The organism is Achromobacter semiaridum (assembly GCF_053543755.1).
Map to the genome: position 1 here is coordinate 1 of NZ_JBLVOL010000036.1, position 26,467 is coordinate 26,467.

Here is a 26,467-nt window from a genome sequence, read left to right on the forward strand (position 1 = left end):
GCCGCGGCTCGCGCGTCGCGGCGTTGGCGCCATTGCGCGGGCAGGCCCGCTATGCCGTTGGGCAGCAAGGCCACCAGCGCGATGATGGCTATGCCCAGCGGCAGATGCCAATGGCGCGCATATTCTCCAAACAAGGCCTGCGATTGAAATAGCTCTTGCATCAGCACCAGCGCCACGGTGCCGATCACCGCGCCGCCCAGACTGGCCATGCCGCCCAGGATCACCATCAACAGCACCAGCCCCGATTGCTCCCAGGCCAACAATTCCGGCGTGACAAAACCGTCTTTCAGTGCGAACAGAAAGCCCGCCAGACCGGCAAGCGTCGCGCCCACGACATAGGCCGTCAGCTTGTAGGGATAGGTCGAATACCCGGCCGCGCGCATGCGCTGTTCGTTAATGCGGATGCCCGCCAGCGCCGCCCCGAACGGCGAACGCCGCAGCAGCGCCAGGAAGCCCCACGTCAGCGCCAGGCACGCCAGCACAAAGAAGTAGAACGTGGTGGCATTGCCCAGGTCGAACGGCACCCAGCCGCCCAACGCCAATTCAGGCCGGAAGTACAGGTAGATGCCGTCGCTGCCGCCGCCGACCTTGGTGTCGTGAAAGACGTAATAAGCCATCTGCGAAAAGGCCAGCGTCACCATGATGAAATATACGCCGCGCGTGCGCAGCGCCAGCGCACCCGTCACCACCGCATAAAGCGCTGCCGCCAGCAGGGCCGCCGGTAGCAACCACCACAGGCTGGCCGCTTCGGATTCGGGTGACAGCAATGCCGCCACGTAGGCGCCGATGCCGAAGAACGCCGCATGTCCCAGGCTGACCAGGCCCGCCCCGCCCACCAGCAATTGCAGGCTTAGCGCGAAGATGGCGTAGATCATGACCTTGATCGCCAGCCCGGTGTAGTAGTCGCTGCCGCTGAACGCGAAGGCGGCCAGCGCCAGCAGCGTTGCGATGGGAAGTAGTTTCTGCATGGCTAGCCCTGCTTGAACAGCCCTTCGGGCTTGCATAGAAGAATGAACGCCATCAGCAGATACACCAGCACGCCCGCCGCCGACGGAAACAGCACCTGCCCGAAGGTCTCGACAAAGCCCACCAGCATCGCGGCCAAAAAGGCGCCGCGTATCGAACCGATGCCGCCGATCACCACCACCACGAAGCAGATGATGAGCACGCCGTTGCCCATGCCCGGGTACACCGACGACACGGGCGCGGCGATGGTGCCGGCCAACGCGGCCAACGCCACGCCGGCCGCGAAGACCAGCCGGTACAGCTTGTTGACGTCAATACCCAGTGACCCCGTCATCTCGCGGTTGCTGGCGCCGGCGCGCAGCATCATGCCCAGCCGGGTGCGCGATATCACCCAATACAGCAGCAGCGCCACCGCAATGCCGACGGCGGAAATGAACAGCCGGTAAACCGGATACGTCATCACGCCGCCCAGCGAAATGCTGCCTTGCAACCACGCCGGCAGCGGCACGCCGTGCACGTCATTGCCCACCAGAATGCTGCGCAGTTCCTCAAAGACCAGAATCAGCCCGTAGGTCATCAGCACCTGCTGCAAGTGGTTGCGGTGGTACAGGTAGCTGAAGAAGGCGGCTTCCAGCACATAGCCCAATGCACCGGCCAGCACCACGCATACGGCCAGCGTGGTGAGGAAGCCGCCGCCCAGCCAGCGGTCCACCACCGGCCCCAACGCAAACGCCATGTAGGCGCCGATCATGTAGAAGCTGCCATGGGCCAGGTTGATGATGCCCATGATGCCGAAGATCAGCGTCAGGCCGCTGGCCACCAGGAACAGCAGCAAGCCGTACTGGAATGCGTTCAGGCTTTGAATAAGCAGGATGCTGATGTCCATGGGGCCCTCCTGTGGCCGGGTCGCGTCAGAGCTTGCAGCCGCGGGCCGGGTCGGCCAGCTTCTTCACGGCGACGTCCACCACCTTGTTCTCCAGGCCGTCCACGCGCCGCAGGTAGATGTCCTGCACCGGGTTGCCCGCCGCTGACAACGTGAACGGACCGCGCGGGCTGTCCACCGTTGCGCCTCGCATGGCGCTGCGAAAGTCCGCCTTCTTGGCGAAGTCGCCCTTCACGGCCGTCAGGCCCGATTGCATCAGCTGCGCGGCGTCATAGCCCTGGACGGCGTAGACGTCGGGCGGCGCGTTGTAGTTCTTGGCGTAGTCAGCGCGGAACGCGTTGTCGCGCGGCGTGTTCAGCCCGTCGGCATAGTGCAGCGTGGTCAGCAGGCCTTGCGCGGATGCGCCCTGCGCCTGCAAGGTGCCGTCGGTCAGGAAGCCGGAGCCATACAGCGGAATCGTCTTGTCCAGCCCAGCGGCGTGATAGTCCTGCACGAACTTCACCGCGCCGCCGCCCGCAAAGAAGGTGAACACCATGTCCGGCTTGGTGGCGGCAATCTCGGTCAGGAGCGATTGGAATTCCACGTTGGGAAACGGCAGGCTCAATTCCTTGACGACCTTGCCGCCCGCCTTTTCAAAGCCTTCCTTGAAACCGCCGATGGCTTCATCGCCCGCCGCGTATTTCCAGGTGATGGTGACGGCGGTCTTGTGGCCCTTGGCGTAGGCGACGGGGCCCATGGCGTAGGCGGGCTGCCAGTTGGTGAATGACGTACGGAAGATGCCGGGGCCGCACAGCGGGCCGGTGATGGCGTTGGCGCCGGCGTTGGTCACGATCAGCGTGGTGTCGCTGTCCTTGGCGGCCTTGGCCAGCGCCATCGCAACGCCCGAGTGCACGGTGCCGATCAGCACGTCTACCTGGTCGCGCTTGATCAGGCGGTTGGCGTTTTCAGCCGCCTTGGCCGGGTTGGATTCGTCGTCGACCTTGAAGTATTCGATGTCGCGCCCGCCCAGCTTGCCGCCTTGCTCGGCAACGTACAGCTTGAAGCCGTTTTCGATGGCGTTGCCCAGCGCGGCGTAGGTGCCGCTATAGGGCAGCATGAAGCCCACTTTGAGCTTGTCGGCGGCTTGCGCGCTGGTGGCGGCAACCGTCAGGGCCGCGGCAATCGCAGCCCGGGTCAGGGCGTGGTTCATGGTTTGTCTCCGTGCTTATCATGGGCTGGCGCAAGGCCGGCCGGGGTTAGCCCGCGCGCCAAGAGGGTCGGCAAGCGGACTTCATAGCGTGGCTTCTTCCAGCTGGCGCAGCCGGAAGCGCTGGATCTTTCCCGTGGCGGTCTTGGGCAGTTCTTCGGTGAAGTCGATCTGGCGCGGATACTTGAAGGGCGCCAGGTGCTGCTTCACGTAGTGCTGCAACGCGGCGCCCGTCTGGGCATCGGGTTCGAAGCCGGGGCGCAGCACGACATAAGCCTTGGTCTTGACCAGGCCGTCGTGGTCCGGCACGCCGATCACCGCGGCTTCCAGCACGGCTTCGTGCTGCACCAGGATGTTCTCCACTTCGACGGGCGACACGTATTGGCCGCTGACCTTGATCATGTCGTCGCTGCGGCCGGCGTAGGTGTAGTAGCCGTCGGCATCACAGGTGTATTTGTCGCCGCTTTTCAGCCAGTCGCCCAGAAAGCACTGGCGCGTCTTGTCGCGGTTGTTCCAGTACATCAGCGCGGCGCTGGGGCCTTTGATGTAGAGGTCACCGATGGCGCCGGGGGCGACGGGCGCGCCGTTGTCGTCGCGCAATTGCACCTCGTAACCCGGTACGGGCTTGCCCGTGGTGCCGTAGCGCAGTTGCCCGCTTTGGTTCGAGATGAAGATGTGCAGCATTTCGGTGGAACCGATGCCGTCCAGGATCTCGCAGCCGAAGTGCCGCGTGAAGCGTTCACCGATGTCGCGCGGCAAGGCTTCGCCGGCCGACGTGCAGACCCGCATCGCGACTTGCTCGCGCGGGGGCAGGTCGGGCGATGCCAACATGCTGGCGTACAAGGTGGGCACGCCGTAGAACACGGTGGGGCGGTGCCGGGTCAAGCGCTGGAACACGGCCTGCGGCGTGGGGCGTTCGCCCATCAGGATGACCGTGGCGCCGACCGACAACGGAAAGGTCAGGCCGTTGCCCAGGCCGTAGGCGAAGAACAGCTTGGCAGCCGAGAACACCACGTCGTCCTCGCGGATGCCCAGCACCGGCTTGGCATACAGTTCGGCCGTGTGCCACAGGTTGCCGTGCGTGTGCACCACGCCCTTGGGCTTGCCGGTGGAACCCGACGAATACAGCCAGAAGGCAATTTCATCGGACAGCGTACGCACGGCGGGGGCCAACGGCGCGGCCGCCAGCAGGGGTTCAAGGTCCTGTGCCGCCACCACATGCTCCACATCACCCGGCGATTGCGCCATGGCGGCTTGCAAGGTGGGCAGCAACGCATCCGACACAAACACGGCGCGCACACGGCTGTGCGCGACGATGTAGGCATAGTCATCCGGGGTCAGCAAGGTGTTGACGGCCACCGGCACCACGCCCGCGTGCAGCGCGCCCAGGAACACGACGGGCCAATCGACCGTGTCCTGCATCAGCAGCAGGATGCGTTCTTCGCGGCGCAGCCCCAATTGCCGCAGCGCGCCGGCCATGCGGGCCACGCGTTCTGCCAACTGCCCATAAGTCAGCTGGCGCGTGTCGTCGATGTAGGCGGGCTTGTCGGCGCGCGCCGCGTTCAGCGCCGCCAGATGGCTGGCAAAGTTCAGTTCTGCGGGGCAGGTGTTCACGGTTGTCTCCTGATGTCCTGGTGGGGCGCGCCCGGGCTTTGTTTTTTTGTCGCCGGGCGGCAAGCGGTGGCTAGCTGCCGGGCCGCGTGAACTCGATAGCGCCGCCGGGCAGCAGGTACAGCACCAGTGCGCGGCCTTGCGTCACGGTGGGGCTGTGCGCGCTGCCGGGGCCGTAGACCAGCCAGCCGGCGCCGTGGCCGTCAAAGTGGGCGTCGGCGGTCAGCGGCATGATCAGGTCGATTTCGCCATTGGGATGGGCATGGTGCGGGCCGGCCAGGTCGTCCATGTCCACGACGTCCACCGAGCAGCCGCCCAGGTCGTCCGCCGGCTTGATGACGCGCCCGTAGCGGATGCCGCCGCCTTCGCGGTTGCACATCCAGCCGTCGGCCACGCCCTGCTGACAGGCGGCGAAGATCTGCTGGTACAGCGCGCTGGCGGGGCCGGCCTCGCGGTTCAGCTTCGCCTGCAACCCGGCGTCCAGCGGCTGGTCCGCCACCAGCCGCGTGGCCGCTTGCATCAGGGCATGGAATTGATCTGGCGTGCTCACCGGGACTCCTCCTTTACACTGTCGGCGCTTTGGAATGCGGCATGAACTTCAATGCCGCTTTACCGCAGCTGTAATGCACGATGACCGCTTGGCACTGTCTGGAAGGAAAAATAGTGCTTCCATACGAAAGGGTCAAGCACTATAGTGCATAAAACAAGGCTTATCAGGGTATTTGCGGAGTCAGCCAAACATGAATCAAGCGCTAGATGCGGCGCCAACCGAACCCAGGCGGGAAGCTTTCCTGGTGGCTTTAGGCGAGCGGGTGCGCCGCCTCAGAGCCATACGCGGCATGACGCGCAAGGGTCTGTCGCAGGTAACGGGAGTGTCGGAACGGCATCTGGCCAATCTGGAGCATGGGGTGGGCAACGCGTCCATCCTGGTGCTGTTGCAGATTGCGCGCGCCTTCAACTGCGCGCTGGCCGAACTGGTGGGCGACGTCACCACGGAATCGCCCGATTGGTTGCTGATCCGCGAACTGCTCAGCGGCCGCACGGAATCTGACTTGCAACGCGCTCGCGAGGCGCTGACCCAGCTGTTTGGCGTGGGCGCGGGCGCGCAGCGGCCCAACCGCACGCAGCGCGTCGCGCTGATCGGGCTGCGCGGCGCGGGTAAATCCACCCTGGGCCAGATGCTGGCCGACGACCTGGGCTTTCCCTTTGTCGAGCTGAACCGCGAGATCGAGCGCGTGGCCGGGTGCAGCATTCTTGAAATCCATAACTTGTATGGCCCCAACGCCTATCGCCGCTACGAACGGCGCGCGCTGGAAGAGGCCGTGCAGATCTATCCCGAAATGGTGCTGGCCACCCCTGGCGGGCTGGTATCCGAGCCGGCCACGCTGAACCTGCTGCTGGCCCATTGCTACACGGTATGGCTGCGCGCCACGCCCGAAGAGCACATGGGCCGCGTCATGGCGCAGGGGGACTTCCGCCCCATGTCAGGCAACAACGAAGCCATGGCCGACCTTAAGCGCATTCTTGCCGGGCGCGAAGCCTTTTACGCCAAGGCGGACCTGACCTGGGTTACCAGCAACCTGGAAGTCCAGGAGAGCTTTGCCGGCCTGCGCACCCAGGTGCGCAAGGCCTGCGGCCTGCCGCTGTAAACCTGCACTTTTATGCATGTCTCGCTTGACGTGCGTTTTCGCCTGAACTAATCTGCATAATAATTCATGTGATGCAGTATTTTTCCTGTTCAGGCAGGGCGTACGAGGAGACACACCATGAGCAGCACCGCAAACGGGCATGACACCCGGCCCGAGGCCCGCGTTGATTTCCGCACCCGGCCCGACCTGTACCGCCACTGGCGCCTGACGTTTGACGGCCCCGTTGCAACGCTGGCCATGGACGTAGCCGAAGACGGCGGCCTGCGCCCCGGCTACAAGCTCAAGCTCAATTCCTACGACCTGGGCGTGGACATCGAGCTGCACGACGCGCTGCAACGCATTCGCTTCGAGCACCCGGAAGTGAAAAGCGTGGTGGTCACCAGCATGAAAGACCGCATCTTCTGTTCGGGCGCCAACATCTTCATGCTGGGTTTGTCGTCCCACGCGTGGAAGGTCAACTTCTGCAAGTTCACCAACGAAACGCGCAACGGCATTGAAGACTCCAGCCGCCACAGCGGCTTGAAGTTCATCGCAGCGCTGAACGGCGCCTGCGCGGGGGGCGGCTACGAGCTGGCGTTGGCCTGCGACGAAATCCTGCTGGTGGATGATCGATCATCGTCGGTGGCCTTGCCCGAAGTGCCGCTTTTGGGCGTGCTGCCCGGCACCGGTGGCCTGACCCGCGTGACCGACAAGCGCCGCGTGCGCCATGACCATGCCGACATCTTCTGCACGCTGGTTGAAGGCGTGCGTGGCCAGCGCGCCAAGGACTGGCGGTTGGTGGACGACGTGGTCAAGCCCGCCCGCTTTGAAGAAGCGGTGCGCGAACGCGCGCTGGCGCTGGCCGACACCAGCGACCGCCAGGCAGGCGAGCACGGCATTGCGCTGACGCCCATCGAACGTACCGAAACGCCCGACGGGCTGTCGTATCGCTACGTCGATATCCACCTTGATCGCGATAAGCGTCTGGCCACCTGGACCGTGCGCGCGCCCCAGGAACCGGTGCAATCCGAACTGGACGACATCGTTACGGCGGGCGCCGCGTGGTGGCCGCTGCAAATGGCGCGCGAACTTGACGACGCCATCTTGTCGATGCGCACCAACGAGCTGGACATCGGCACCTGGGTCTTCAAGACCGAAGGCGATGCCGACGCGGTGCTGGCCGCCGACGCCGCGCTGCAACGCCACGCCCAGCATTGGTTTGTACGCGAAACCGCCGGCATGTTGCGCCGTACGCTGGCGCGGCTGGATGTCACGTCGCGCAGTCTGTTCGCGCTGATCGAACCGGGTTCCTGCTTTGTGGGCACCTTGCTGGAGTTGGCGCTGGCCGCGGACCGCAGCTACATGCTGGACAACGATGCCGAACCGGATGCGCCCAACGCGCACATCGTCGTGGGCGAACGCAATTTCGGCGCCTATCCCATGGTTAATGGCCAAAGCCGCCTGCAACGCCGCTTTTATGAAGAGACCGCGCCGCTGGAAGCCGTGCGCGGCCGGGCCGGCCAGCCGCTGTCCGCCACCGACGCCCTGGAACTGGGCCTGGTGACCTACGCGCCGGACAGCATCGACTGGGACGACGAAGTGCGGATGATGCTGGAAGAGCGCCGCGCGCTATCGCCCGACGCGTTGACGGGGCTGGAAGCCAACCTGCGCTTCGGTGGCCACGAAACGATGGAAACGCGCATCTTCGGGCGCCTGACCGCGTGGCAAAACTGGATCTTCAACCGCCCCAACGCCGCCGGCGACAAGGGCGCGCTGAAGCTCTACGGCAAGGGCGAGCAGGCCACGTTCGACTGGAACCGCGTCTAAGCCCGTGCGAGCCTGAAACTCGGACTAAAACGCGGACGACAGCGCGGACCTGACAACAAACAAGGAGCGAGACATGTCTGGAATCAACTACACCGATAAGATCCCCAATAACGTCAACCTGTCCGGCGACCGCACCTTGCAACGCGCGCTGGAACACTGGCAACCCAACTACCTGCAATGGTGGCAAGACATGGGGCCGGATGGCTCGCACGGTTTTGACGTGTACCTGCGCACCGCCGTCAGCGTTGAACCCGACGGCTGGGCCAACTTCAACCACGTGCGCATGCCGGATTACCGCTGGGGCATTTTCCTGGCGCCGCAAGACGGCCAGCGCAAAATCCACTTTGGTGAAAACATGGGCCGCGACGTCTGGCAGGACGTGCCCGGCGAGCATCGCGCCAACCTGCGCCGAATCATCGTGACGCAGGGCGACACCGAACCCGCGTCGATCGAGCAGCAACGCCATCTGGGCCTGACCGCGCCGTCGCAGTACGACCTGCGCAACCTGTTCCAGATCAACGTCGAAGAAGGCCGCCACCTGTGGGCCATGGTGTATCTGCTGCATCGCTACTTTGGCCGCGACGGCCGCGAAGAGGCCGATGCGCTGTTGCAGCGCACGTCGGGCGATGCCGACAACCCGCGCATCCTGGGCGCCTTCAACGAAAAAACGCCGGACTGGCTGGCGTTCTACATGTTCACGTACTTCACCGACCGCGACGGCAAGTTCCAGCTATGCGCGTTGGCCGAGTCCAGCTTCGACCCGCTGGCGCGCACCACGAAGTTCATGCTGACGGAAGAAGCGCACCACATGTTCGTGGGCGAATCGGGCATTTCGCGCGTAATCCAGCGCACTTGCGAAGTCATGAACCAGTTGAAGACGGACGACCCGGAAAGCGTGCGTGCCGCCGGTGTGATCGACCTGCCCACCATCCAGCGTTACCTGAACTTTCACTACAGCGTCACCATCGATCTGTTCGGCGCCGACCAATCTTCCAACGCGGCCATCTTCTATGGCTCGGGCCTGAAGGGCCGCTACGAAGAGTCCAAGCGCACCGACGACCACCAGCTCAAGAACGACACCTACCGCGTGCTGACCGTCAACAACGGCAAGCTGAACGAGGTCGAGGTGCCGATGCTGAACGCGCTGAACGAAGTGCTGCGCGATGATTTCATCCGCGACTCGGTGGCGGGTGTCGGCCGCTGGAACAAGGTCATTGAGAAAAGCGGCATCCCGTTCCGGCTGCACGTGCCGCACAAGGCGTTCAACCGCCAGATCGGCACGCTGGCGGGCATACGCATGTCGCCCGAAGGCGAAATCCTGTCTGAATCGCAATGGCAGGCCAACAGCCACAAGTGGCTGCCCACGCCCGAAGACCGCGCCTTTGTGGCGTCGTTGATGGGGCGCGTCACCGAACCGGGCAAGTTCGCCAACTGGATCGCGCCGCCCGTCATGGGCGTCAACCGCCAGCCGGTCAATTTTGACTACGTCCGTTTCAACTGAAGGCGAAGAGGGCGGCGCGTGCGTGCCGCCCGCCCGCGCATTGGGAAGACCGCGATGAACGCCCCATTACCCGTAGACGTGCTCAAGCAGCACCTGATCGACCCCGAGATCTGCATCCGCTGCAATACGTGCGAAGAAACCTGCCCGGTCGACGCCATCACGCACGACGCCAACAATTACGTGGTGGACCCGGATGTCTGCAATGGCTGCATGGCCTGTGTGCCGCCGTGCCCGACCGGGTCGATCGACAACTGGCGGTTGATGGTGCGCAGCGAAGCGTATTCCGTGCAAGAGCAGTTCGGTTGGGAAGAACTGCCCAAGGAAAAGGCGCTGCCGGCGGCGAGTCCGACATCGACGTCTATCGAAGGCGCCGACGCGTCGTTGGATTCGCCATTGACGCAGGCTTCCGAATCGCTTGCGGCAGCGCCCGCGCAAGCGTCGTTCACGCCGGCCGGTGCGTCGGTGCCACCATGGTCGGCGGCGCATCCCTACGTCAACCTGTACACGCACAAGGCGCCGATGACGGCCACGGTGGTGGGCAACTACCGAGTCACCGGCGCCGACACCGAAAGCGATATCCACCACATCGTGCTGGACTTTGGCGAACTGCCGTTTCCCGTGCTGGAAGGGCAATCCATCGGCATTCTTCCGCCCGGGGTGGACGCCCAGGGCCGGCCGCATCATGCCCGCCAGTATTCGCTGGCCAGCCCGCGCGATGGCGAACGCGCCGGTTACAACAACCTGTCCTTGACGGTAAAGCGCGTTACCGAAGACCACGGCGGCGCGGCGGCGCACGGCGTGTGTTCCAACTATTTGTGCGATCTGGCCAAGAACGACACCGTGCAGGTCATTGGCCCCTTCGGCCATACGTTCCTGATGCCGAACCACCCGCGCGCCAACCTCATCATGATCTGCACCGGCACCGGTTCCGCGCCCATGCGCGCCATGACCGAACGCTACCGGCGCCGCATCGACTCCGGCCAAAACGGCAGGCTGATGCTGTTCTTCGGCGCCCGCACCGAGCGCGAGCTGCCGTACTTCGGCCCGCTGATGAAGCTGCCGCGTGACTTCATCGACATCAATCTGGCGCTATCGCGAGAACCCGGCCAGCCCAAGCGTTATGTGCAGGATCTGATCCGCGATCGGGCGGCGCAAGTGTGCGATTTGCTGGCGGATCGCAACACCTGTATCTACGTCTGCGGCTTGAAGGGAATGGAAGTCGGCGTGCTGGACGCCTTGCGGGATGTGACGATGCAATCGGGGCAGGATTGGTCTATCCTGCATGAGGTGCTGCGCCGCGAAGGGCGCCTGCATTTCGAGACCTATTAGCGTCATTCACCAGCGTGACATACGTGAAGACCACGGCGCGCCTTGAGCGCGCCGCTTGTTTTCCGGGGGAAAAAAACAAATGAAGTTCGCTGAATTCAAGGACGGCATGCTGATCAAGGCCGGTCCCGTCACCGTCACCGAAGCCGAGATCCTGGAGTTTGCCCGCAAGTTCGACCCGCAATGGTTCCACACCGACCCGCAACGGGCGGCGGAAGGGCGCTGGGGCGGGCTGATTGCCAGCGGTTGGCATACTTGCGCGCTGGCGATGCGCATGGCGGTGGACGCCGCGCTGCACGATTCCGAATCGTTTGGTTCGCCCGGCCTGGGCGAAGTGCGCTGGCGCACGCCGGTGCGCCCCGGCGATACGTTGCGCCTGGAAGCGCGCGTGCAAGGCGCGCGCACGTCGTCATCGCGCCCGGACCTGGGCATCATCACGTGGGCCTGGACGGTCATCAACCAGCACGACGAAGGCGTGCTGGAACTGGATGCGACAAGCCTGTTTGATCTGTCGGGCGAAAACTAAGACGACGGGTCGGCGCGCCCCGCGTCCGGTGTGCCCAAAGAAAAACCGCCTTCATCCGAAGGCGGTTTTTGCATTCAAGCCGGCGAACCGGCCGGCGATCGATCCATCAAAGGATCAAGCCATCAATAGAACGCCTGGATGCCCGTTTGCGCGCGGCCCAGGATCAGGGCGTGCACGTCGTGGGTGCCTTCGTAGGTGTTGACCACTTCCAGGTTCACCAGGTGGCGGGCCACGCCGAATTCGTCCGAAATGCCGTTGCCGCCGAGCATGTCGCGAGCCAGGCGGGCAATGTCCAGCGCCTTACCGCAGGAATTGCGCTTCATGATGGACGTGATTTCGACGGCGGCGGTGCCTTCGTCCTTCATGCGGCCCAAACGCAGGCAGCCTTGCAGGGCCAGCGTGATTTCGGTTTGCATGTCGGCCAGTTTCTTCTGGATGAGCTGGTTGGCGGCCAACGGGCGGCCAAACTGCTTGCGGTCCAGCGTGTACTGGCGAGCGGTGTGCCAGCAGGCTTCGGCGGCGCCGACAGCGCCCCAGGCGATGCCGTAGCGGGCCGAGTTCAGGCAGGTGAACGGACCCTTCAGACCGGACACGCCGGGCATCATCTGATCTTCGGACACTTCAACTTCGTCCATGACGAGTTCGCCGGTGATCGACGCGCGCAGGCCGACCTTGCCATGGATGGCCGGGGCCGACAGGCCCTTCATGCCCTTGTCCAGGATGAAGCCGCGGATCTTGCCGTCGAAGTCGCCGCCAACGCACTTGGCCCACACCACGAACACGTCCGCGATGGGCGAGTTGGTGATCCACATCTTGTTGCCGGAAATCTTGTAGCCGTCGGACGTCTTGACGGCGCGGGTTTCCATGCCGCCGGGGTCGGAACCGTGGTTGGGTTCGGTCAGGCCGAAGCAGCCGATCCATTCGCCGCGAGCCAGCTTGGGCAGGTACTTCTGCTTTTGCGCTTCGCTGCCGAATTCGTTGATGGGCACCATCACCAGCGACGACTGCACGCTCATCATCGAGCGGTAGCCCGAGTCGATGCGTTCGACTTCGCGGGCGATCAGGCCGTAGCTGACATAGTTCATGCCGGCGCCGCCGTATTCTTCAGGAATGGTGGCGCCCAGCAGGCCGAGTTCGCCCATTTCCGAGAAGATTTCCGGATCGGTCTTCTCGTTGCGGAAGGCGTTCAGCACGCGGGGGGCAAGCTTGTCCTGCGAATAGGCATAGGCGGCATCGCGCACCATGCGTTCTTCTTCGGTCAGTTGCTGGTCCAGCAACAGGGGATCTTGCCATTGAAAAGAAGGATTCGAGGACATGCTGGGTCTCCGCTATGGATTTCCGTATTCGGAATCTAGAAAGTTTAAACCTAAAATAATTCGGGCGGCAAGTTCGGGTTTCCGAGGGCGGCGCGCCTGGGCGCACCGCCGTATTTGCCGGCCCGATCGGGAGTTCAGTGCTGAGCTTTCAGCGCCGCGTCGCGGATCTTTTCCAAGGTCGTCGACGGGGTGATGGTTTCGGGGTCGATGAAGCAATGCAGGATGGCGGGCTTGCCGCTGGCCAGCGCGCGTTCGAAAGCCGGGCCGAATTGTTCGGTGGTTTCGACGCGTTCACCGTGGCCGCCGAAGGCGCGCGCGTAGTCGGCAAAGTCGGGGTTTTTCAATTCGGTGGCGGACACGCGGCCGGGGTAGTGCTTTTCCTGGTGCATGCGGATCGTGCCGTACATGCCGTTGTCGACCAGCACCACGATGATGGGCAGGTCGTACTGGACGGCGGTGGCAAATTCCTGGCCGTGCATCAGGAAGCAGCCGTCGCCCGCAAAGCAGACGACGGTCTTGTCGGGCCACACGCGCTTGGCGCCAACCGCCGCCGGCAGGCCGTAGCCCATCGAGCCCGACGTGGGCGCCAGCTGCGTGCCAAAACGCGTGAAGCGGTGGAAGCGATGCAGCCAGGTGGCGTAGTTACCGGCGCCGTTGGTCATGATGGCGTCGGCCGGCAGCGTCTTTTCCAGATAGGCCATGACCTGGCCCATTTGCAGCGCACCCGGGGTGGTGATGGTTTCGGGGTCGCTCCATTTCAGGTAGGACTCGCGCATGGCCTGCGTGCCTTCAGCCCACACGGGCTTGGCCGGCGCTTTCAGGCCGCCCAGCGATTCGGCGAACGCGGCGGGCGACGTGTTGATGGCCAGCGTGGCGCGGTAGACGCGGCCCAGCTCGGCAGTGTCGGGATGCACGTGCACCAGTTTTTGCTTGGGCACGGGAATGTCCAGCAGCGTGTAGGCCTGGCTGGGGTTTTCCGACATGCGGCCGCCCACCAGCAGAATCAGGTCGGCGTCGGCCACGCGCTTGAGCAGCGCCGGGTTGATGCCCAGACCCACGTCACCGATAAAGCACGGGTGGTCAGCCGGGAACAGCATCTGGCGGCGGAACGACACCGCCGTGGGCCGCGCATGGCGCTGCGCGAAGTCGGCAAACTGCTGCACCGCGCGGGCGTCCCAGCGGGTGCCGCCCAGGATGGCGACGGGATTCTTGGCGTCGGCCAGCAGCTTTTCCAGGTCGGCCAACTGGCCGGCCGTGGGGGACGATTCGATCAATTCGTAGCGCGGGGCGTCGGCCACCTTGGCGGCTTCGACCAGCATGTCTTCGGGCAGCGCGATCACGACGGGGCCGGGACGGCCGGACGTGGCGATGTGGAACGCGCGCGAGATCAGTTCGGGGATGCGTTCGACCTGATCGATCTCGGTGACCCACTTGGCCTGCGTGCCGAACACGGCGCGGTAGTCCATTTCCTGGAAGGCTTCGCGTTCGCGCATGCCGCGTTCGATCTGACCCACGAACAGAATCATCGGCGTGGAATCCTGCTTGGCGATGTGCACGCCGGCCAGCGCGTTGGACGCGCCCGGGCCACGGGTCACCATGCAGATACCGGGTTCGCCGGTCAGCTTGCCGTGCGCGTCGGCCATCATGGCCGCGCCGCCTTCCTGACGGCACACCGTCACTTTGATGTCCGCGTCATGCAGGCCGTCCAGCACCGCCAGGTAGCTCTCGCCGGGAACGCAGAAAACGTGTTTGACGCCCTGGGCGACCAGTTGGTCGACCAGAATGTGACCGCCAAGGCGGGAATCTTGCTGAGACATGGTGGGGTGTCGTGGGTAGCCGAGGATAAGACTCCCGAGGATATGTGCCCTGGCCGCACAACGCAATTGATAAAATTGCACAATCTATTGATTCCCCGGCACGTAGTGCCCTGTTGGCTTTCAGGCAGTTTGGTCCATGAGAAACGGCATCCCCAATTTGACCGCCTTGCAGGCGTTCGAGGCATCGGCCCGGCTGGGCAGTTTTTCGCGGGCGGCCGAAGAACTGTCCCTGACGCACAGCGCCGTCTACCGCCAGGTTGCCAGCCTGGAAGCGCGCCTGGGCGTGCAACTGTTCACCCGGGTACGCCGTCGCATCGTGCTGACCGATCACGGTGCCGAATACGCGGGACGCATCCGCCACCATCTGGATCAGATTGAAAAAGACACCTTCGGGCTGGTCAGCCGTACCGGCATGGGGCGCAGCATCCATATCGCCGTGGTGCCCACGCTGGCCACCACCTGGCTGATCCCCCGGCTGGCCGATTTCCAGGAGGCGCACGCGAACATCACCGTCAGCCTGTCGGTGCGCACCTTGCCGTTTCAATTCAAGGACCAGCCGTTTGACGGCGCGCTGTATCACGGCGATGGCCTGTGGCCGGGCACCCAGGGCGTGCTGCTGTTTCCCGAGCGCGAATTGGTGCCGGTGTGCGCGCCCGCGTTAGCGGCGCGGGCGGCCAAGACGGCCGAGGCCGGCGTCAGCGTGCTGGCCGGCATGACACATCTGCATCTGGCGTCGCGGCCGGACGCCTGGCGCCAGTGGTACGGCGCAAACAACCATCTTTATGGCCCGCAGGCGGCGGGCGGCCCGCGCTATGAACTCTTCACCATGGTGATGGCGGCGGTGCAGGCCGGCTTGGGGGTGGGGCTGATGCCGCGCTTTCTGGCGCAGCCGGCGTTGGACCAGGGCACGCTGGCGATGCCGGTGCCGCAGTCGCTGACCGTCAGCCAGGGGTATTACTTTGGCTATCCGCAGCGCAGCGAACGTTCCGACGCGCTCAAGCTGTTCGAAGCCTGGCTGAAGTCCGCGGCGGCGGGCGTCGGGGAACGATAACCGCCGTCGTCCGAACGGTCTAGAATGCCGCATTCTTATGTCGACTTCCCGCCCGCCCTTAGCATCCCAAGCCGATATCGACGCCTTCATCGACGCCGTGTGGCTTGAAGACGGCCTGTCCGCCAACACGCTGGCCGCCTACCGCCGCGACCTGACGGGCTTTGCCCGCTGGCTGGAAGACCCCGACGCCTACGCCCGCGAAATGGCCGACCGCTATGGCGCTGCGGCGGGCGAGCACGCGTTGCCGGTCGGGCAAGCCAAGCCGCTGTCCAAGGCAGACAAGGCCGACATCGAAGCCTGGTTCGCCTTCCGCCACGAAGAAACCCGCGCCACCACGGCCAACCGCCGCCTGGCCGCGCTGCGGCGCTTCTTTGCCTGGGCACGGCGCGAACACCGCGCCGAACGCGACCCCTGCCTGACCTTGATTGCGGCCAAGCAGCCACCGCGCCTTCCCAAGACCTTGTCCGAGCAACAGGTGGATGCGTTGCTGCGCGCACCCGATGCCACGCAGCCGCGCGGCCTGCGCGACCGCGCCATGCTGGAAACGCTGTACGCGACCGGCTTGCGTGTGTCCGAACTGGTGGGCGTGCGGGCGCTGGATGTCAGCTTGAACGAGGGCGTGGTGCGCGTGGTGCTGGGCAAGGGCGGCAAGGACCGCCTGGTGCCGCTGGGCGCCGAGGCCGCCCACTGGATCGACCAGTACCTGAAGACCGCGCGCCCCGAACTGGCGGCGGGCCGGCAGAGCGACGCGCTGTTCATTACCGGCCGCGCCGAAGCCATGTCGCGGCAAGCGTTCTGGCAATTGGTGAAAAAATACGCGCTGCGGGCCGACATTCATGCACCGCTGTCGCCACACGTGCTGCGCCACGCGTTCGCCACACATCTGCTGAACCATGGCGCAGACCTGCGCGTGGTGCAGATGCTGCTGGGCCACGCCGATATTTCCACCACGCAGATCTACACGCACGTGGCGCGTGAACGCCTCAAGGCGCTGCACGCCGCCCACCATCCGCGCGGTTAGCCGCCCGCCGACGCCCGCTCTTAGCCCCGTTTTCGGCCCCGTTCTTGTTCCTCTTCTTCCCCATCACAACCCGGCCTATCCATGAGCAAAGCCCGCCACGTTTCGGAAACCCCCGCCACCCAGCTCCTCAAGCAGCACAAGGTGCCCTACACCGAGCACACCTACGACTACGTCGACCATGGCGGCGCCGGTGAAGCCGCGCGTCAGCTGGGCCTGGACCCGCATGCCGTCGTCAAGACGCTAGTGATGGAAGACGAATCGGCCAAGCCCTTGATCGTGGTGATGCACGGCGACCGCGAGGTCTCCACGAAGAACCTGGCGCGCCAGGCCGGCTTGAAAAAAGTCGAGCCGTGCAAGCCCGAGGTGGCGCAGCGGCATTCCGGCTACCAGGTGGGCGGCACGTCGCCGTTCGGCACGCGCAAGAAAATGCCGGTGTGGGTGGAAGCCGATGTGTTGACCTACCCCGTGGTCTATATCAACGGCGGCAGGCGCGGCTACCTGATCGGTATCGACCCCAACGTGCTGGTCACGGTGCTGGGTGCAAAGCCGGTGTCGGTGGCGTTGGAATAAAGCGGGGAAGGGCGTTGCGGGCCGGCCGGTCAAAACGCCTTGGTCGCGGCGCTTGGTTCCGATGCCGATGGCTCCAGCATCTTTTGGTAGGCGCTGTAGTAACAGGCCGCCGCCGCGCGCGCGTGGCCCAGCATGCGGACTCGCACCAATTCGGTGTCGCCGGATAAAAAGGCTTCGTATAGTCCGCGCATGCCTTGCAGGATGATGCTGCGGACCTGCTCGTCGTCCATTGTCACCAGCCGCACCACCTGCACGTGGTCGATGTAGCGGGATATCACCACGGCCAGTTCGCGGTTGGGCACCATGGTCAGCCAGGCCCAACGAAAGTGCGCGTTGCGCCGCATGAATTCGTCGATGTCGGTACGCGCGTGCGCGGCTTCGGCCTGCTCCAGCGCCTCTTTCATTTCTGCCAGGCCCTTGGGGCCGGCGTGCACCGAGGCCGACGCCGCCGCCGCGGGTTCCAGCAGCGTCCGGATCTCGAAGATCTCGTTCATTTCCGCCAGCGTGAAGCGGCGCAGCACGAAGCCGCGCGCCGTGCCTTCAAGCAGGCCCTCGCTTTTCAATTGCATCAGCGCTTCGCGCACCGGCATGCGCGACACCTCGAGCTCTTCAGCAATATCGTGATCCACCAGCCGGTCTTCCAGGCGGATCAGCCCCATCTGTATGCGCTCGCGGACGATGCCATACACCCGCTCGCGCAGGTTCGGCTTGCGCGCCTCGTCTCTGGTTCTGCTTGTCGCCTTCATTGCCATCCGCTTTGCCTTGACGGCCTTGTTCGCTGAATCGTCGGTTTGTTTACTTGCGTAGCCCCGGGCTCGCATCGCGGCTTGCCTGGAATTCGCAGCAGGGCGCGCCCATGCTGGCGCACCGCGTCTCGCGATACGTGTTGGCGTGGCCCGCGACCAGTGCGCTGACGGCCTCCAGCATACCTGTAATCGCATGGCAGACCGGGCGGTCAGACCCCGCCACGGCGGTCGCAAAAGGGCTGTTTTTTACCGTCAGTACGGGCAGGCCTGCCTCGTCCAGCCGCAGTTGCCAGACGCCCCAGCCCAGATCGGCGGCCGCCTGCGCCATCACTTGCAGGAAAGGGCCAGGGTCCCGCGCGCCGCTGGCCTGATAGGCGCGCGCCGAGGCGCCGCCATGGTCGCGTACCGATGCTTGCAAGCTGGCCAGGGCCTGTTCGCGCTGGGCCGGGGGCAGGGCGGTGAACAGCCCCATCAGCACGTCGGCGCGCAGCATGACGTAGCGGCGGTCGGCATCCAGGATGGCGCCCGCATCGTGGTCCCACACCAGCCGTTCTTGAAGTTGTCCCATTGCGTTATTCCCACGTGGTTCGCGCCCATCGCGCCGTTTTGGGGCGTCGCGATGCAGCGTCTTACCCCGGGGTTACCCTAAACAATATATTGTTTTTAGTGGATATAAGCCGCTGATACTAGGGTAAATAATTAGTTTAAAGTTCAAGTACTAGTGCTTAAATTCACAACAGTATACTGTTCGCGCGGCGGTGCCGGGCGCCTTTGCAACGATTCCGAGATCGGAGGCCGTTCATGATTCACGCATGGTGGGTACGGGGGGTGGGCAGGACGCTGGCGTCCTGTCTGGTGGTGTGCGGCACGCTGTTTGCAACGTCCGCCGGGGCGCAGGCCGACAAGCCGGCGCCGTCGGATGAACTGAAGATCGCGTATCCGGTGGACGTGCCGTCGTGGGACCCCACCGCCGTCACCTTCCCGGCGGGGCAGTCGCTGTACAAGGCGGTTTTCGATTCGCCCTTGTTCATCGATGGCGACTTGAAGCTGCAACCCGCGCTGATCAAAAGCTGGCGCTGGCTGGACGACAAAAACATGCGGCTGGCCATCGTCCTGCGCGACGACGCCACCTTTCATGATGGCTCCAAGCTAAGCACCGATGATTTCAAGTTCAGTTTCCTGGACCGCCCCAAACGCGACAAGCGCCTGGCCATCAACGGCTTTTTCGGCGCGTTGCAAGACATCCAGATCGGCAGCCCCACCGAGGCCACGCTGGTGTTTTCCACGCCGACGCCCACGGCGCCGAACTACCTGGGCTTCCTGACGTCGTACATCCTGCCGCGCGCCTACCTGGAAAAAGTCGGTGAAGACGGCTTCCAGGCGGCGCCCATCGGGGCGGGGCCGTACAAGGTGGTGCGCTATGAACGCGGGTCGCGCGTGGTGCTTGAAGCGTATGACAAGTACTGGGGACCCAAGCCCGCCATCAAGCGCGTGGTGTTTGAATTCGTGCCCGATTCTTCCGCGCGCGTCGCCATGCTGGAATCGGGCCGCGCCGACGTGGCGGTGCAGATTCCACTGCGCGAGGTCAATCGCCTGAACAAGCAGCCCGCGCTGAAGGCCGAGGTTTATCCGTATAGCGAAATCTTCATTCTTCAGATTCCCAGCTACGTGCCGGAATTTCAGAATGAGCACGTGCGGCGCGCCTTGCACCTTGCGATCAACAAGCAGGCCATTTCCAAGGCCTTCTACGCCAGCGTCGCCAAGCCGCTTTCCGTGCTGGCCACGCCGGGCTCTGCCGGCGACGTGGCCGGTTTCAACTATGCGTTCGACAAGGCGGCCGCGCAGGCCGAGCTGGCCAAGGCGGGATACGGCCCGGACAAGCCTTTGACGATCCAGTTCCTGTCCACCAACAACACCTTTCCCAGCGACTACGAGATGGCGCGCGCCATCGTGCAGATGTGGTCGCAGATCGGCGTCCAGGCCAACTTGCAGGAAATCACCCTGGCCAAGTATCTGGAACTGAGCCATTCGTCGAAAGTGCCGGGCGTGATGCTGTACAGCTGGGCCAATGCCACGGGCGACCCGGAAATCTTCGCGGGCAAGATCCTGGACCCGCGCTTGCGTTTCTCGACCTGGAAAGAACCCGAGCTGGCCAAGACCATCGACGGGCTGGCCGCCCAGGGCGACCCTGACAAACGCATGCAGGGCTATCGCGATCTGGCGCGTCAGGCCACGGAACATGCCTGGAGCCTGCCGCTGCTGCAATCGGTGGCCACCGTAGCGTCCAAGACGTCGGTGGACATGAAGGTCTACCAAACCGGCTACATCCTGCCCGCGACGTACCGCTGGAGCCGCTGATGTGGGCAGCGCTGGTATCCCACTTTGTGCGCCGCCTGGCCGTGGCGGTGCCCACGATGCTGGCGCTGTCCGTCGTCGTGTTCGTGGTGCTGCGACTGTTGCCCGCGGACCCGCTGGGCATGATGCTGCCGCCCAGCGCCACCAGCGCCGAGGTCGATGCCCTGCGTCACACCATGGGGCTGGACCGATCGCTGGTCGTGCAGTACGGCATCTGGCTGGGGCAGGTGCTGCACGGCGATCTGGGGCGGTCCATCAGTTCGGGGGCGCCGGTCACGCAGTTGATCGCCACCACCTTGCCCGCCACGCTGGAACTATCGATTGTGGCGCTGATCATGGCGTTGGCCATCAGCGTGCCGGGCGGTCTGCTGTTGTACGTCTTGCATGACCGCCGCGGCGAACTGGTCGCCGACACGGGGCTGGTGCTGCTCATATCCATTCCCGGCTTCCTGTGGGGCATTTTCCTGATGCTGGCCTTCGGTGTGCATTGGCCGCTACTGCCATTCTCGGGCCGCTTCAGTTCCGACGTGGAACTGGCAGGGCCCACCGGCTTCGTGCTGATGGACTTCCTGTTGCAGGGGCGCTGGCACGCCTGGGCGGACGCGGCCTCGCACCTGGTGCTGCCGGCCTTGGCGCTGGCGCTGGGCTTCAGCCCGCTGATCGTGCGCGTGCTGCGCGCCAGCTTGCTGGAAGCCAGCCACGAGCAATACGTGGCGGTCGCGCGGCTGCGCGGCCAGCCGGAACGGCGCGTCATCCTGCGGCACATGCTGCGCAATGCGTTCCTGCCCACGCTGACGCTGATCGGCGTGCAGTTCGGCTTTCTGTTCGGTGGCACCTTGCTGATCGAAATGATCTTCTCGTTCCCCGGCATGGGCAACATGATGGTGCAGGCCGTACGCAACCATGACTTGCCGCTGATCCAGGGTATTTCGCTGGTCTTCTGCGCGGTGATCCTGCTGATCAATGCCAGTGTGGACTGCCTGTATGCCGTAATCGACCCCCGTCTGAGAGACCACTGATGACGACGCTGAATATTCAGGCGGCCCCGGTCGCTGCCCGCCTGTCGGGCTGGTGGGCGGCGTTGCGCGCATCGCCCAAGGCCGCGCTGGGCGGCGCCATCGTGCTGGCGCTGCTGGCCATCGCGATCTTCGCGCCCGCCATCGCGCCCAACGATCCGCTGTCGCAAGACCTGTTGTCGCCCTTGCTGCCGCCGGCATGGGCGCCGGACGGGCTGGCGCAATACCCGCTGGGCACCGACAGCCTGGGCCGCTGCGTGTTGTCGCGGTTGATCTTCGGCACGCGCGTGGCCTTGTGGGTGGGCCTGTGCGCGGCCACGGGCGCGATGCTGGTCGGCTGTGTCCTGGCGTTGGTGGCCGCTTACTTCGGCGGGCGCGTGGACAAGGCCATCGGTTATCTGGTTGACCTGTGGATGTCGTTTCCGCCCGTGGTGCTGTCGCTGATCCTGATGGTGGGGCTGGGAACCGGCGTGGGCAACGTGATCCTGGCCATTGTGCTGGTGGACTGGACGCGATTCTGCCGCGTGGTGCGCGCCGAAGCGCTCAAGATCCGCCGCAACGATTATGTGACGGCGGCGCGGCTGATGGGCTTCGGTCATATGCGCGTGATGCTGCGCGAGATGCTGCCCGGCCTGGTGCCGCTGATCCTGACGTTGTTCAGCCTGCAGATCGGCATTGCCATCATTGTCGAAGCCATCCTGAGCTTCGTCGGGCTGTCGGTGCCCGCCGACGTGGTGGCGTGGGGGGTGATGATCGCCGACGCGCGCAGCACCATGCAGGAAGCCATCTGGACCCTGATCGCGCCGGTTGCCGGCATTGTGTTGACGGTGTTCGGATTCAATTTGCTCAGCGACGGCATGCGCCAGATGCTGGATCCGCGCAAGCGTGCAAGGAATTGATCTCATGTCGCTGTTGAGCTTGCAGAACCTGACCCTGACCGTGGACGTCGACGTGGACGGCAAGCGCCTGCCCGCCGCCGTGCTGCGCGGTATCGACCTGGACATTCCCGAAGGCCGCATGCTGGGCCTGGTCGGCGAATCCGGCGCGGGAAAAAGCATGGTGGGCCGCATGGTGGCGGGCAACTTGCCGCCCGGCTTCAAGATCACGCAAGGCACGATTCATTTTCGGGGGCAGGACTTGAACCGCCTGCCGCCCGCGCAGCGCCGCGCGATGTTGGGGCGGCAGATTGCGTTCATTCCGCAAGAGCCGCTGTCGGGCCTGAATCCCGCGCTGACGGTGCGCCAGCAGTTGTTCGAGCACCTGCGCCATGTCGGCATTCCGGCCGCCCAGCGCGACGCCTATGCCTGCGCGCGCTTGCAGGAAGTGGGCCTGGCCGATGCCACGGCCATGCTGGCCCGCTATCCGCACCAGATGTCGGGCGGGCAGTGTCAGCGCATCCTGATCGCCATGGCGTTTTGCGGCGACCCGGCGCTGATCTTCGCCGACGAACCGACCACCGCGCTGGACGTCATCACGCAGGCGCAGATCATGCGGGTGCTGGCCGATCAGCAGCAACGCCACAAGACGTCTGTCGTGCTGGTCACGCATGATCTTCGGCTGGCCGCGCACGTGTGCGACACCATCGCCGTGCTGTACGCGGGCGAGGTGGTCGACGTCGGGTCGGCACGGCAGGTGCTGGACGAGCCGCTGCATCCCTACACGCGCAGTCTGAAGGAATCCGCGCCCGGCATGATGGCGCCGACGCGGCCGCTGCGCACCTTGCCGGATTTCATGCCCGGCCTGCGGGACTTTGCCACGCTGCGCGGCTGCCGGTTTGCATCGCGCTGCCCGTCGCGGCAAGCGGTATGCAGCGAACGCGCCATCGGCTTGCTGGATCGTGGCGGTGAGCGCGCGGCGCGCTGCCTGCCGTCCATCCCCCCATTGGGCACATCCTCCGACGAGGACGGCGCGGCATTCCTGCACTTGCGCGCCAAGCCCGCCACGCGCGCGGAGCCTGTCGTGACGCTACACGACGTGGCGTTGAGCTACCCCGGCCGCGCGCGCCTGTTCCGCGCCAGCACGCCGCTGCAAATCCTGCATCCCTTGTCGCTGTCGGTCGCGCACGGGGAATTCCTGGGCATCGTGGGCGAAAGCGGCAGCGGCAAGACCAGCCTTGCGCGGCTGATCGCCGGCATGATTCCACCCACGTCGGGCCGCATCGCGTATGCCGCGTCCACGGGTACCCCCCGCGCCGCACCCGTGCGGGTTCCGCTGGCGGACCCGCGCGATGTGCAACTGGTGTTTCAGAACCCGGATTCGGCGCTGAACCCCCGCCGTACCGTCGGGTCGCTGGTGACGCAGATACTGGAAGGCGCGCCGCTGGGCGCGACATCGGAAACGGGGCGCGCGGCGCGCTTGAATACCGCGCTGCGCTTGCTGGCATCCGTGGGCATGCCGCCGGACGCCGTCACCCGCTTGCCCTCGCAACTGTCGGGCGGTCAGAAGCAGCGCGTCAACATCGCGCGCGCGCTATGCGTCACACCGCGCCTGATCGTGGCGGACGAAATCGTGTCGGGCCTGGACGTGTCCGTGCAGGCGCTGATCTTGAACCTGCTGTTGCGGTTGAAAGAAGAGTTGGGCATTGCGCTGGTGTTCGTGTCGCATGACCTTGCCGTGGTGCGCTACCTGTGCACCCGCGTGCTGGTGCTGCACCAAGGGCGCATCGTGGAGCAGGGGCCGGTTGACGACGTCTTTGACCAGCCACGGCACGCCTATACCCGCGCGCTGATCGCGGCGGTGCCCCCGGATTCCGCCAGCCGCGCGTGGGCGCCGATACCCGCTGGCGCCATGCGCGAGCCGAACGCCGCGCAGGCCGCCGCGGCTTGACCGCAAAGCCGAACGGCACAACGAAACGCACAACGAAACGCACAACGAAATGCAAACCGAAATGCACAACGGAACGCAGGAGACGCTATGACGAACGATTCCGCTCAACAAGGGTTCGGGCATCTGGTCGCGCCGGATCAAGTGCACCGCGACTTGTACACGGACCCCGAGGTGTATCGCGCCGAGCAGGCGAGGCTGTGGACGCGCGCCTGGGTGTATGTCGGCCATGAAAGCCAGACGCCCGCCGTGGGCGACTACACCACTACCGACATCGCCGGACAGTCGATGATCATGCTGCGCAGCAGTGCCGACGAGGTCGTCGTGTTGATGAACCGGTGCGCGCACAAGGGTAGCCAGCTGGTGCACGAACGCCAGGGCAATTGCGGCAAGGTGCTGCGTTGCCCGTATCACGCGTGGTCGTACCGGCTGGACGGAAGCTTGTTGTCCATCCCGCTGAAGAACGATTACGAAGGCACCAACCTGTCCGCATGCCCGTCCGGAAAGGGCCTGGCATCGCCGGGGGGCTGCGTCAACTACAAGGGCTTTGTCTTTGCGCGGATCAGCGAAGACGGGCCGGACTTTGCCAGCTATTTCGGCGAGGCGCTGGCCACGCTGGACAACATGGTGGCGCGGTCCCCGGACGGCCAGTTGTCGGTGCTGGGCGCGCCGCTGCGCAACCGGATCGGATGCAACTGGAAGCTCTATCTGGAAAACGTCAACGACACCGTGCACCCGATCTCGACGCACGAGTCGGCCGCCAGCGCCGCCAAGCACGTGTCGCAAAGCCTGCCCGAAGACGGCGACACCGTCTTGGCGATGGAGCAGCTGCTGCCGTTTGGCGCGGGCTACAGCTTTTATTCCGAGATGGGCGCGCGCGTGCTGCCGCACGGCCACAGCATCCTGGGCACCAAGTTCAGCATCCATACCGGCTACGCGCCGCTGCCCGACTATCAAGCCGAACTGGAAGCGCGCCATGGCAAAGAGGGCGCGCAACAGATCCTGGCGTTCTCGCCGCAGAACACCGTGCTGTATCCCAGCCTGGCGGCCAAGGCATCGCCCATGATCCTGCGCGTGCTACGCCCGCTGTCGGTCAACGAGACCTTGATTGAAACCTGGGCGTTCGCGCCCCGGAATGCCCCGGCGCGGCTGCGCCAGCGCGCCGCATCCTACGCCCGGCTGGTGTTCTCGCCCATGTCGATCGTGGCGCATGACGACGTGCACCTGTTCGAAAGCCAGCAGCGCGGCCTGGCCTGCGACGGCAATGAATGGCTGAGCCTGCATCGCGGTTATCGCGAGGGCGAGATCCAGGCGGGCGCAAGTTCGATGGACAGCGGCAATAACGAATGGGTCATCCGCAACCAGCATCGCGGCTGGCTGAACCTGATGGGAGACGCGGCATGAATACCGCATTGATGCCACCGGAGCCGGCGGCCATGCAGCCGGCCCTGCACTCGGCTTTAAGCGCCTTCGTGTACCACGAGGCCATGCTGCTGGACACGCAGCGCTATGACGACTGGCTGTCGCTATACGCGCCGGACGGCCTGTACTGGATGCCCCTGTCGGCAGACCAGCCCATGCGGGACGAGTCGCCGTCGTTGCTCTATGAAGACCTGTTGCTGCTGCGCCTGCGGGTCGAACGCTATCGCAACCCGCGCGCGCATTCGCTGCATCCGGCCGTGCGCGGCCTGCGCATATTGCAAGCGCCGCGGGTTGAAGATGGCGAGCCGGGCGCGACGGTGCATCACACACGCACGAATTTTCTGTATGTGGAAACGCAAGGCGACGCGCAGCGCATGCTGGCCGCGACGGCGTATCACGCGGTCGAAGGCCGGCCCGGCGCGTTCAAATTGCGGATGAAAAAAGTGGTGTTGCTGAACGCCGATGCCTCGTTGCCGGCGATTCAGCTGCTGATGTAGCGGCTGCTTGCCCTGGTTTAACCGTGCACCAGCGCCCATAGCTTTTCGGCCACCGGCGCCATGTCCGTCGGCTGCCGAAACAGGCAGATCTCCAGCGGGATATCCCATTGCGGCCCGCCGGCGCGCACCAGCATGCCCTGCTGCAAATCGTCGCGCACCAGCATGTCGGGCAGCCAGGCAACGCCCCGGCCCTGTACCGCCATGGACCGCAGCAGCGTGGCATGCGGTCCCACAAAGGTTGGCTGGATGCGTTCGGCCGCCACGGGCTGGTGCCGCAACTGGCTGGCCACGATGCGGCCCAGGCCAGACGTGGTGCCATACGCCAGGAAGGGCACCGCGCCGTCGCCGTCCAGCGTATGCGCCGGCTGGTCCGGGGGGG

Annotated in this window: 24 protein-coding genes; 14 read left to right on the forward strand and 10 right to left on the reverse strand. The window is 64.9% G+C overall.

What is annotated here, in order from left to right; genetic code table 11:
* The 5 genes from ACNPP0_RS11045 to ACNPP0_RS11065 all read right to left on the reverse strand — a co-directional run.
* Positions 1-968 (reverse strand): branched-chain amino acid ABC transporter permease (locus ACNPP0_RS11045; RefSeq protein WP_448705889.1); only part of this gene is annotated, 968 nt, incomplete at its 3' end.
* A 2-nt stretch (positions 969-970) separates the two neighbouring features.
* A complete protein-coding gene (locus ACNPP0_RS11050) occupies positions 971-1,852 on the reverse strand; it encodes a branched-chain amino acid ABC transporter permease (protein ID WP_104144568.1) in 882 nt (293 codons plus the stop codon).
* 25 nt (positions 1,853-1,877) lie between these two features.
* Positions 1,878-3,038: an ABC transporter substrate-binding protein gene (locus ACNPP0_RS11055; protein WP_332613176.1), complete on the reverse strand. Its 1,161-nt coding sequence runs from the start codon at positions 3,036-3,038 to the stop codon at positions 1,878-1,880.
* An 81-nt stretch (positions 3,039-3,119) separates the two neighbouring features.
* A complete protein-coding gene (locus ACNPP0_RS11060) occupies positions 3,120-4,649 on the reverse strand; it encodes a benzoate-CoA ligase family protein (RefSeq protein WP_448705890.1) in 1,530 nt (509 codons plus the stop codon).
* A gap of 70 nt (positions 4,650-4,719) precedes the next feature.
* Positions 4,720-5,196: a DUF4863 family protein gene (locus ACNPP0_RS11065; RefSeq protein WP_448705891.1), complete on the reverse strand. Its 477-nt coding sequence runs from the start codon at positions 5,194-5,196 to the stop codon at positions 4,720-4,722.
* A gap of 190 nt (positions 5,197-5,386) precedes the next feature.
* On the opposite strand from ACNPP0_RS11065, the gene ACNPP0_RS11070 reads away from it, so the two are divergent.
* The 5 genes from ACNPP0_RS11070 to ACNPP0_RS11090 all read left to right on the forward strand — a co-directional run bounded on the left by ACNPP0_RS11070 (position 5,387) and on the right by ACNPP0_RS11090 (position 11,454).
* Entirely contained in the window at positions 5,387-6,295 is a 909-nt protein-coding gene (locus ACNPP0_RS11070) for a helix-turn-helix transcriptional regulator (protein WP_448705892.1), read from the forward strand.
* A 117-nt stretch (positions 6,296-6,412) separates the two neighbouring features.
* On the forward strand, positions 6,413-8,101 hold the full coding sequence (boxC, locus tag ACNPP0_RS11075) for a 2,3-epoxybenzoyl-CoA dihydrolase (protein WP_448705893.1): 1,689 nt from the start codon (positions 6,413-6,415) through the stop codon (positions 8,099-8,101).
* Positions 8,102-8,174: 73 nt separating this feature from the next.
* On the forward strand, positions 8,175-9,602 hold the full coding sequence (gene boxB / locus ACNPP0_RS11080; RefSeq protein ID WP_332613184.1) for a benzoyl-CoA 2,3-epoxidase subunit BoxB: 1,428 nt from the start codon (positions 8,175-8,177) through the stop codon (positions 9,600-9,602).
* Between the two features lie 54 nt (positions 9,603-9,656).
* On the forward strand, positions 9,657-10,931 hold the full coding sequence (gene boxA, locus ACNPP0_RS11085; RefSeq protein WP_448705894.1) for a benzoyl-CoA 2,3-epoxidase subunit BoxA: 1,275 nt from the start codon (positions 9,657-9,659) through the stop codon (positions 10,929-10,931).
* A 79-nt stretch (positions 10,932-11,010) separates the two neighbouring features.
* Positions 11,011-11,454, forward strand: coding sequence for a MaoC family dehydratase (locus tag ACNPP0_RS11090; RefSeq protein ID WP_332613188.1), 444 nt, complete (start codon positions 11,011-11,013; stop codon positions 11,452-11,454).
* Positions 11,455-11,576: 122 nt separating this feature from the next.
* On the opposite strand, the gene ACNPP0_RS11095 is transcribed toward ACNPP0_RS11090, so the two are convergent.
* Together ACNPP0_RS11095 and ACNPP0_RS11100 are read right to left on the reverse strand one after the other, a co-directional pair.
* Entirely contained in the window at positions 11,577-12,770 is a 1,194-nt protein-coding gene (locus ACNPP0_RS11095) for an acyl-CoA dehydrogenase (protein ID WP_448705895.1), read from the reverse strand.
* Between the two features lie 134 nt (positions 12,771-12,904).
* A complete protein-coding gene (locus ACNPP0_RS11100) occupies positions 12,905-14,587 on the reverse strand; it encodes a thiamine pyrophosphate-binding protein (protein WP_448705896.1) in 1,683 nt (560 codons plus the stop codon).
* Between the two features lie 136 nt (positions 14,588-14,723).
* Here ACNPP0_RS11100 and ACNPP0_RS11105 point away from each other — a divergent pair, with 136 nt between their 5' ends.
* The 3 genes from ACNPP0_RS11105 to ybaK all read left to right on the forward strand — a co-directional run bounded on the left by ACNPP0_RS11105 (position 14,724) and on the right by ybaK (position 17,229).
* On the forward strand, positions 14,724-15,638 hold the full coding sequence (locus ACNPP0_RS11105) for a LysR substrate-binding domain-containing protein (RefSeq protein ID WP_448705897.1): 915 nt from the start codon (positions 14,724-14,726) through the stop codon (positions 15,636-15,638).
* Positions 15,639-15,675: 37 nt separating this feature from the next.
* Entirely contained in the window at positions 15,676-16,659 is a 984-nt protein-coding gene (gene xerD / locus ACNPP0_RS11110) for a site-specific tyrosine recombinase XerD (protein ID WP_448705898.1), read from the forward strand.
* 81 nt (positions 16,660-16,740) lie between these two features.
* The gene (ybaK, locus tag ACNPP0_RS11115; RefSeq protein ID WP_104144562.1) at positions 16,741-17,229 is read left to right on the forward strand and encodes a Cys-tRNA(Pro) deacylase; all 489 of its coding nucleotides are present in this window, start codon (positions 16,741-16,743) and stop codon (positions 17,227-17,229) included.
* Between the two features lie 29 nt (positions 17,230-17,258).
* Here ybaK and ACNPP0_RS11120 read toward each other — a convergent pair whose 3' ends face one another.
* Positions 17,259-17,975: a GntR family transcriptional regulator gene (locus tag ACNPP0_RS11120; RefSeq protein WP_448705899.1), complete on the reverse strand. Its 717-nt coding sequence runs from the start codon at positions 17,973-17,975 to the stop codon at positions 17,259-17,261.
* Between the two features lie 49 nt (positions 17,976-18,024).
* Positions 18,025-18,543 carry a V4R domain-containing protein gene (locus ACNPP0_RS11125; protein ID WP_310030840.1) on the reverse strand — a complete coding sequence of 173 codons (519 nt, stop codon included), beginning with the start codon at positions 18,541-18,543 and terminating at the stop codon, positions 18,025-18,027.
* Between the two features lie 233 nt (positions 18,544-18,776).
* On the opposite strand from ACNPP0_RS11125, the gene ACNPP0_RS11130 reads away from it, so the two are divergent.
* The 6 genes from ACNPP0_RS11130 (at position 18,777) to ACNPP0_RS11155 (ending at position 26,088) form a co-directional block, all read left to right on the forward strand.
* Entirely contained in the window at positions 18,777-20,333 is a 1,557-nt protein-coding gene (locus ACNPP0_RS11130; RefSeq protein WP_448705900.1) for an ABC transporter substrate-binding protein, read from the forward strand.
* Positions 20,333-21,349, forward strand: coding sequence for an ABC transporter permease (locus ACNPP0_RS11135; protein ID WP_332613201.1), 1,017 nt, complete (start codon positions 20,333-20,335; stop codon positions 21,347-21,349). The genes ACNPP0_RS11130 and ACNPP0_RS11135 overlap by 1 nt, the downstream gene beginning before the upstream one ends.
* Complete coding sequence (locus tag ACNPP0_RS11140) at positions 21,349-22,245, forward strand: ABC transporter permease (protein WP_314359895.1); 897 nt, start codon at positions 21,349-21,351, stop codon at positions 22,243-22,245. Before ACNPP0_RS11135 ends, ACNPP0_RS11140 begins: the two co-directional genes overlap by 1 nt.
* Before the next feature lie 4 nt (positions 22,246-22,249).
* On the forward strand, positions 22,250-24,172 hold the full coding sequence (locus ACNPP0_RS11145; protein ID WP_448705901.1) for an ABC transporter ATP-binding protein: 1,923 nt from the start codon (positions 22,250-22,252) through the stop codon (positions 24,170-24,172).
* 87 nt (positions 24,173-24,259) lie between these two features.
* Positions 24,260-25,573: an aromatic ring-hydroxylating dioxygenase subunit alpha gene (locus ACNPP0_RS11150; protein ID WP_448705902.1), complete on the forward strand. Its 1,314-nt coding sequence runs from the start codon at positions 24,260-24,262 to the stop codon at positions 25,571-25,573.
* Positions 25,570-26,088 carry an aromatic-ring-hydroxylating dioxygenase subunit beta gene (locus ACNPP0_RS11155; RefSeq protein ID WP_314359899.1) on the forward strand — a complete coding sequence of 173 codons (519 nt, stop codon included), beginning with the start codon at positions 25,570-25,572 and terminating at the stop codon, positions 26,086-26,088. The genes ACNPP0_RS11150 and ACNPP0_RS11155 overlap by 4 nt, the downstream gene beginning before the upstream one ends.
* A 17-nt stretch (positions 26,089-26,105) precedes the next feature.
* On the opposite strand, the gene ACNPP0_RS11160 is transcribed toward ACNPP0_RS11155, so the two are convergent.
* On the reverse strand, positions 26,106-26,467 hold a 362-nt coding region (locus ACNPP0_RS11160), incomplete at its 5' end, for a LysR substrate-binding domain-containing protein (protein WP_448705903.1).

Bases quoted from the DNA above. Each gene is read 5' to 3' on its own strand.
- ACNPP0_RS11050 (WP_104144568.1), bottom strand. From the start codon at position 1,852: ATGGACATCAGCATCCTGCTTATTCAAAGCCTGAACGCATTCCAGTAC.
- ACNPP0_RS11055 (WP_332613176.1), bottom strand. From the start codon at position 3,038: ATGAACCACGCCCTGACCCGGGCTGCGATTGCCGCGGCCCTGACGGTT.
- ACNPP0_RS11070 (WP_448705892.1), top strand. From the start codon at position 5,387: ATGAATCAAGCGCTAGATGCGGCGCCAACCGAACCCAGGCGGGAAGCT.
- boxC (WP_448705893.1), top strand. From the start codon at position 6,413: ATGAGCAGCACCGCAAACGGGCATGACACCCGGCCCGAGGCCCGCGTT.
- boxB (WP_332613184.1), top strand. From the start codon at position 8,175: ATGTCTGGAATCAACTACACCGATAAGATCCCCAATAACGTCAACCTG.
- boxA (WP_448705894.1), top strand. From the start codon at position 9,657: ATGAACGCCCCATTACCCGTAGACGTGCTCAAGCAGCACCTGATCGAC.
- ACNPP0_RS11090 (WP_332613188.1), top strand. From the start codon at position 11,011: ATGAAGTTCGCTGAATTCAAGGACGGCATGCTGATCAAGGCCGGTCCC.
- ACNPP0_RS11095 (WP_448705895.1), bottom strand. From the start codon at position 12,770: ATGTCCTCGAATCCTTCTTTTCAATGGCAAGATCCCCTGTTGCTGGAC.
- ACNPP0_RS11100 (WP_448705896.1), bottom strand. From the start codon at position 14,587: ATGTCTCAGCAAGATTCCCGCCTTGGCGGTCACATTCTGGTCGACCAA.
- ACNPP0_RS11105 (WP_448705897.1), top strand. From the start codon at position 14,724: ATGAGAAACGGCATCCCCAATTTGACCGCCTTGCAGGCGTTCGAGGCA.
- xerD (WP_448705898.1), top strand. From the start codon at position 15,676: ATGTCGACTTCCCGCCCGCCCTTAGCATCCCAAGCCGATATCGACGCC.
- ybaK (WP_104144562.1), top strand. From the start codon at position 16,741: ATGAGCAAAGCCCGCCACGTTTCGGAAACCCCCGCCACCCAGCTCCTC.
- ACNPP0_RS11120 (WP_448705899.1), bottom strand. From the start codon at position 17,975: ATGAAGGCGACAAGCAGAACCAGAGACGAGGCGCGCAAGCCGAACCTG.
- ACNPP0_RS11125 (WP_310030840.1), bottom strand. From the start codon at position 18,543: ATGGGACAACTTCAAGAACGGCTGGTGTGGGACCACGATGCGGGCGCC.
- ACNPP0_RS11130 (WP_448705900.1), top strand. From the start codon at position 18,777: ATGATTCACGCATGGTGGGTACGGGGGGTGGGCAGGACGCTGGCGTCC.
- ACNPP0_RS11135 (WP_332613201.1), top strand. From the start codon at position 20,333: ATGTGGGCAGCGCTGGTATCCCACTTTGTGCGCCGCCTGGCCGTGGCG.
- ACNPP0_RS11140 (WP_314359895.1), top strand. From the start codon at position 21,349: ATGACGACGCTGAATATTCAGGCGGCCCCGGTCGCTGCCCGCCTGTCG.
- ACNPP0_RS11145 (WP_448705901.1), top strand. From the start codon at position 22,250: ATGTCGCTGTTGAGCTTGCAGAACCTGACCCTGACCGTGGACGTCGAC.
- ACNPP0_RS11150 (WP_448705902.1), top strand. From the start codon at position 24,260: ATGACGAACGATTCCGCTCAACAAGGGTTCGGGCATCTGGTCGCGCCG.
- ACNPP0_RS11155 (WP_314359899.1), top strand. From the start codon at position 25,570: ATGAATACCGCATTGATGCCACCGGAGCCGGCGGCCATGCAGCCGGCC.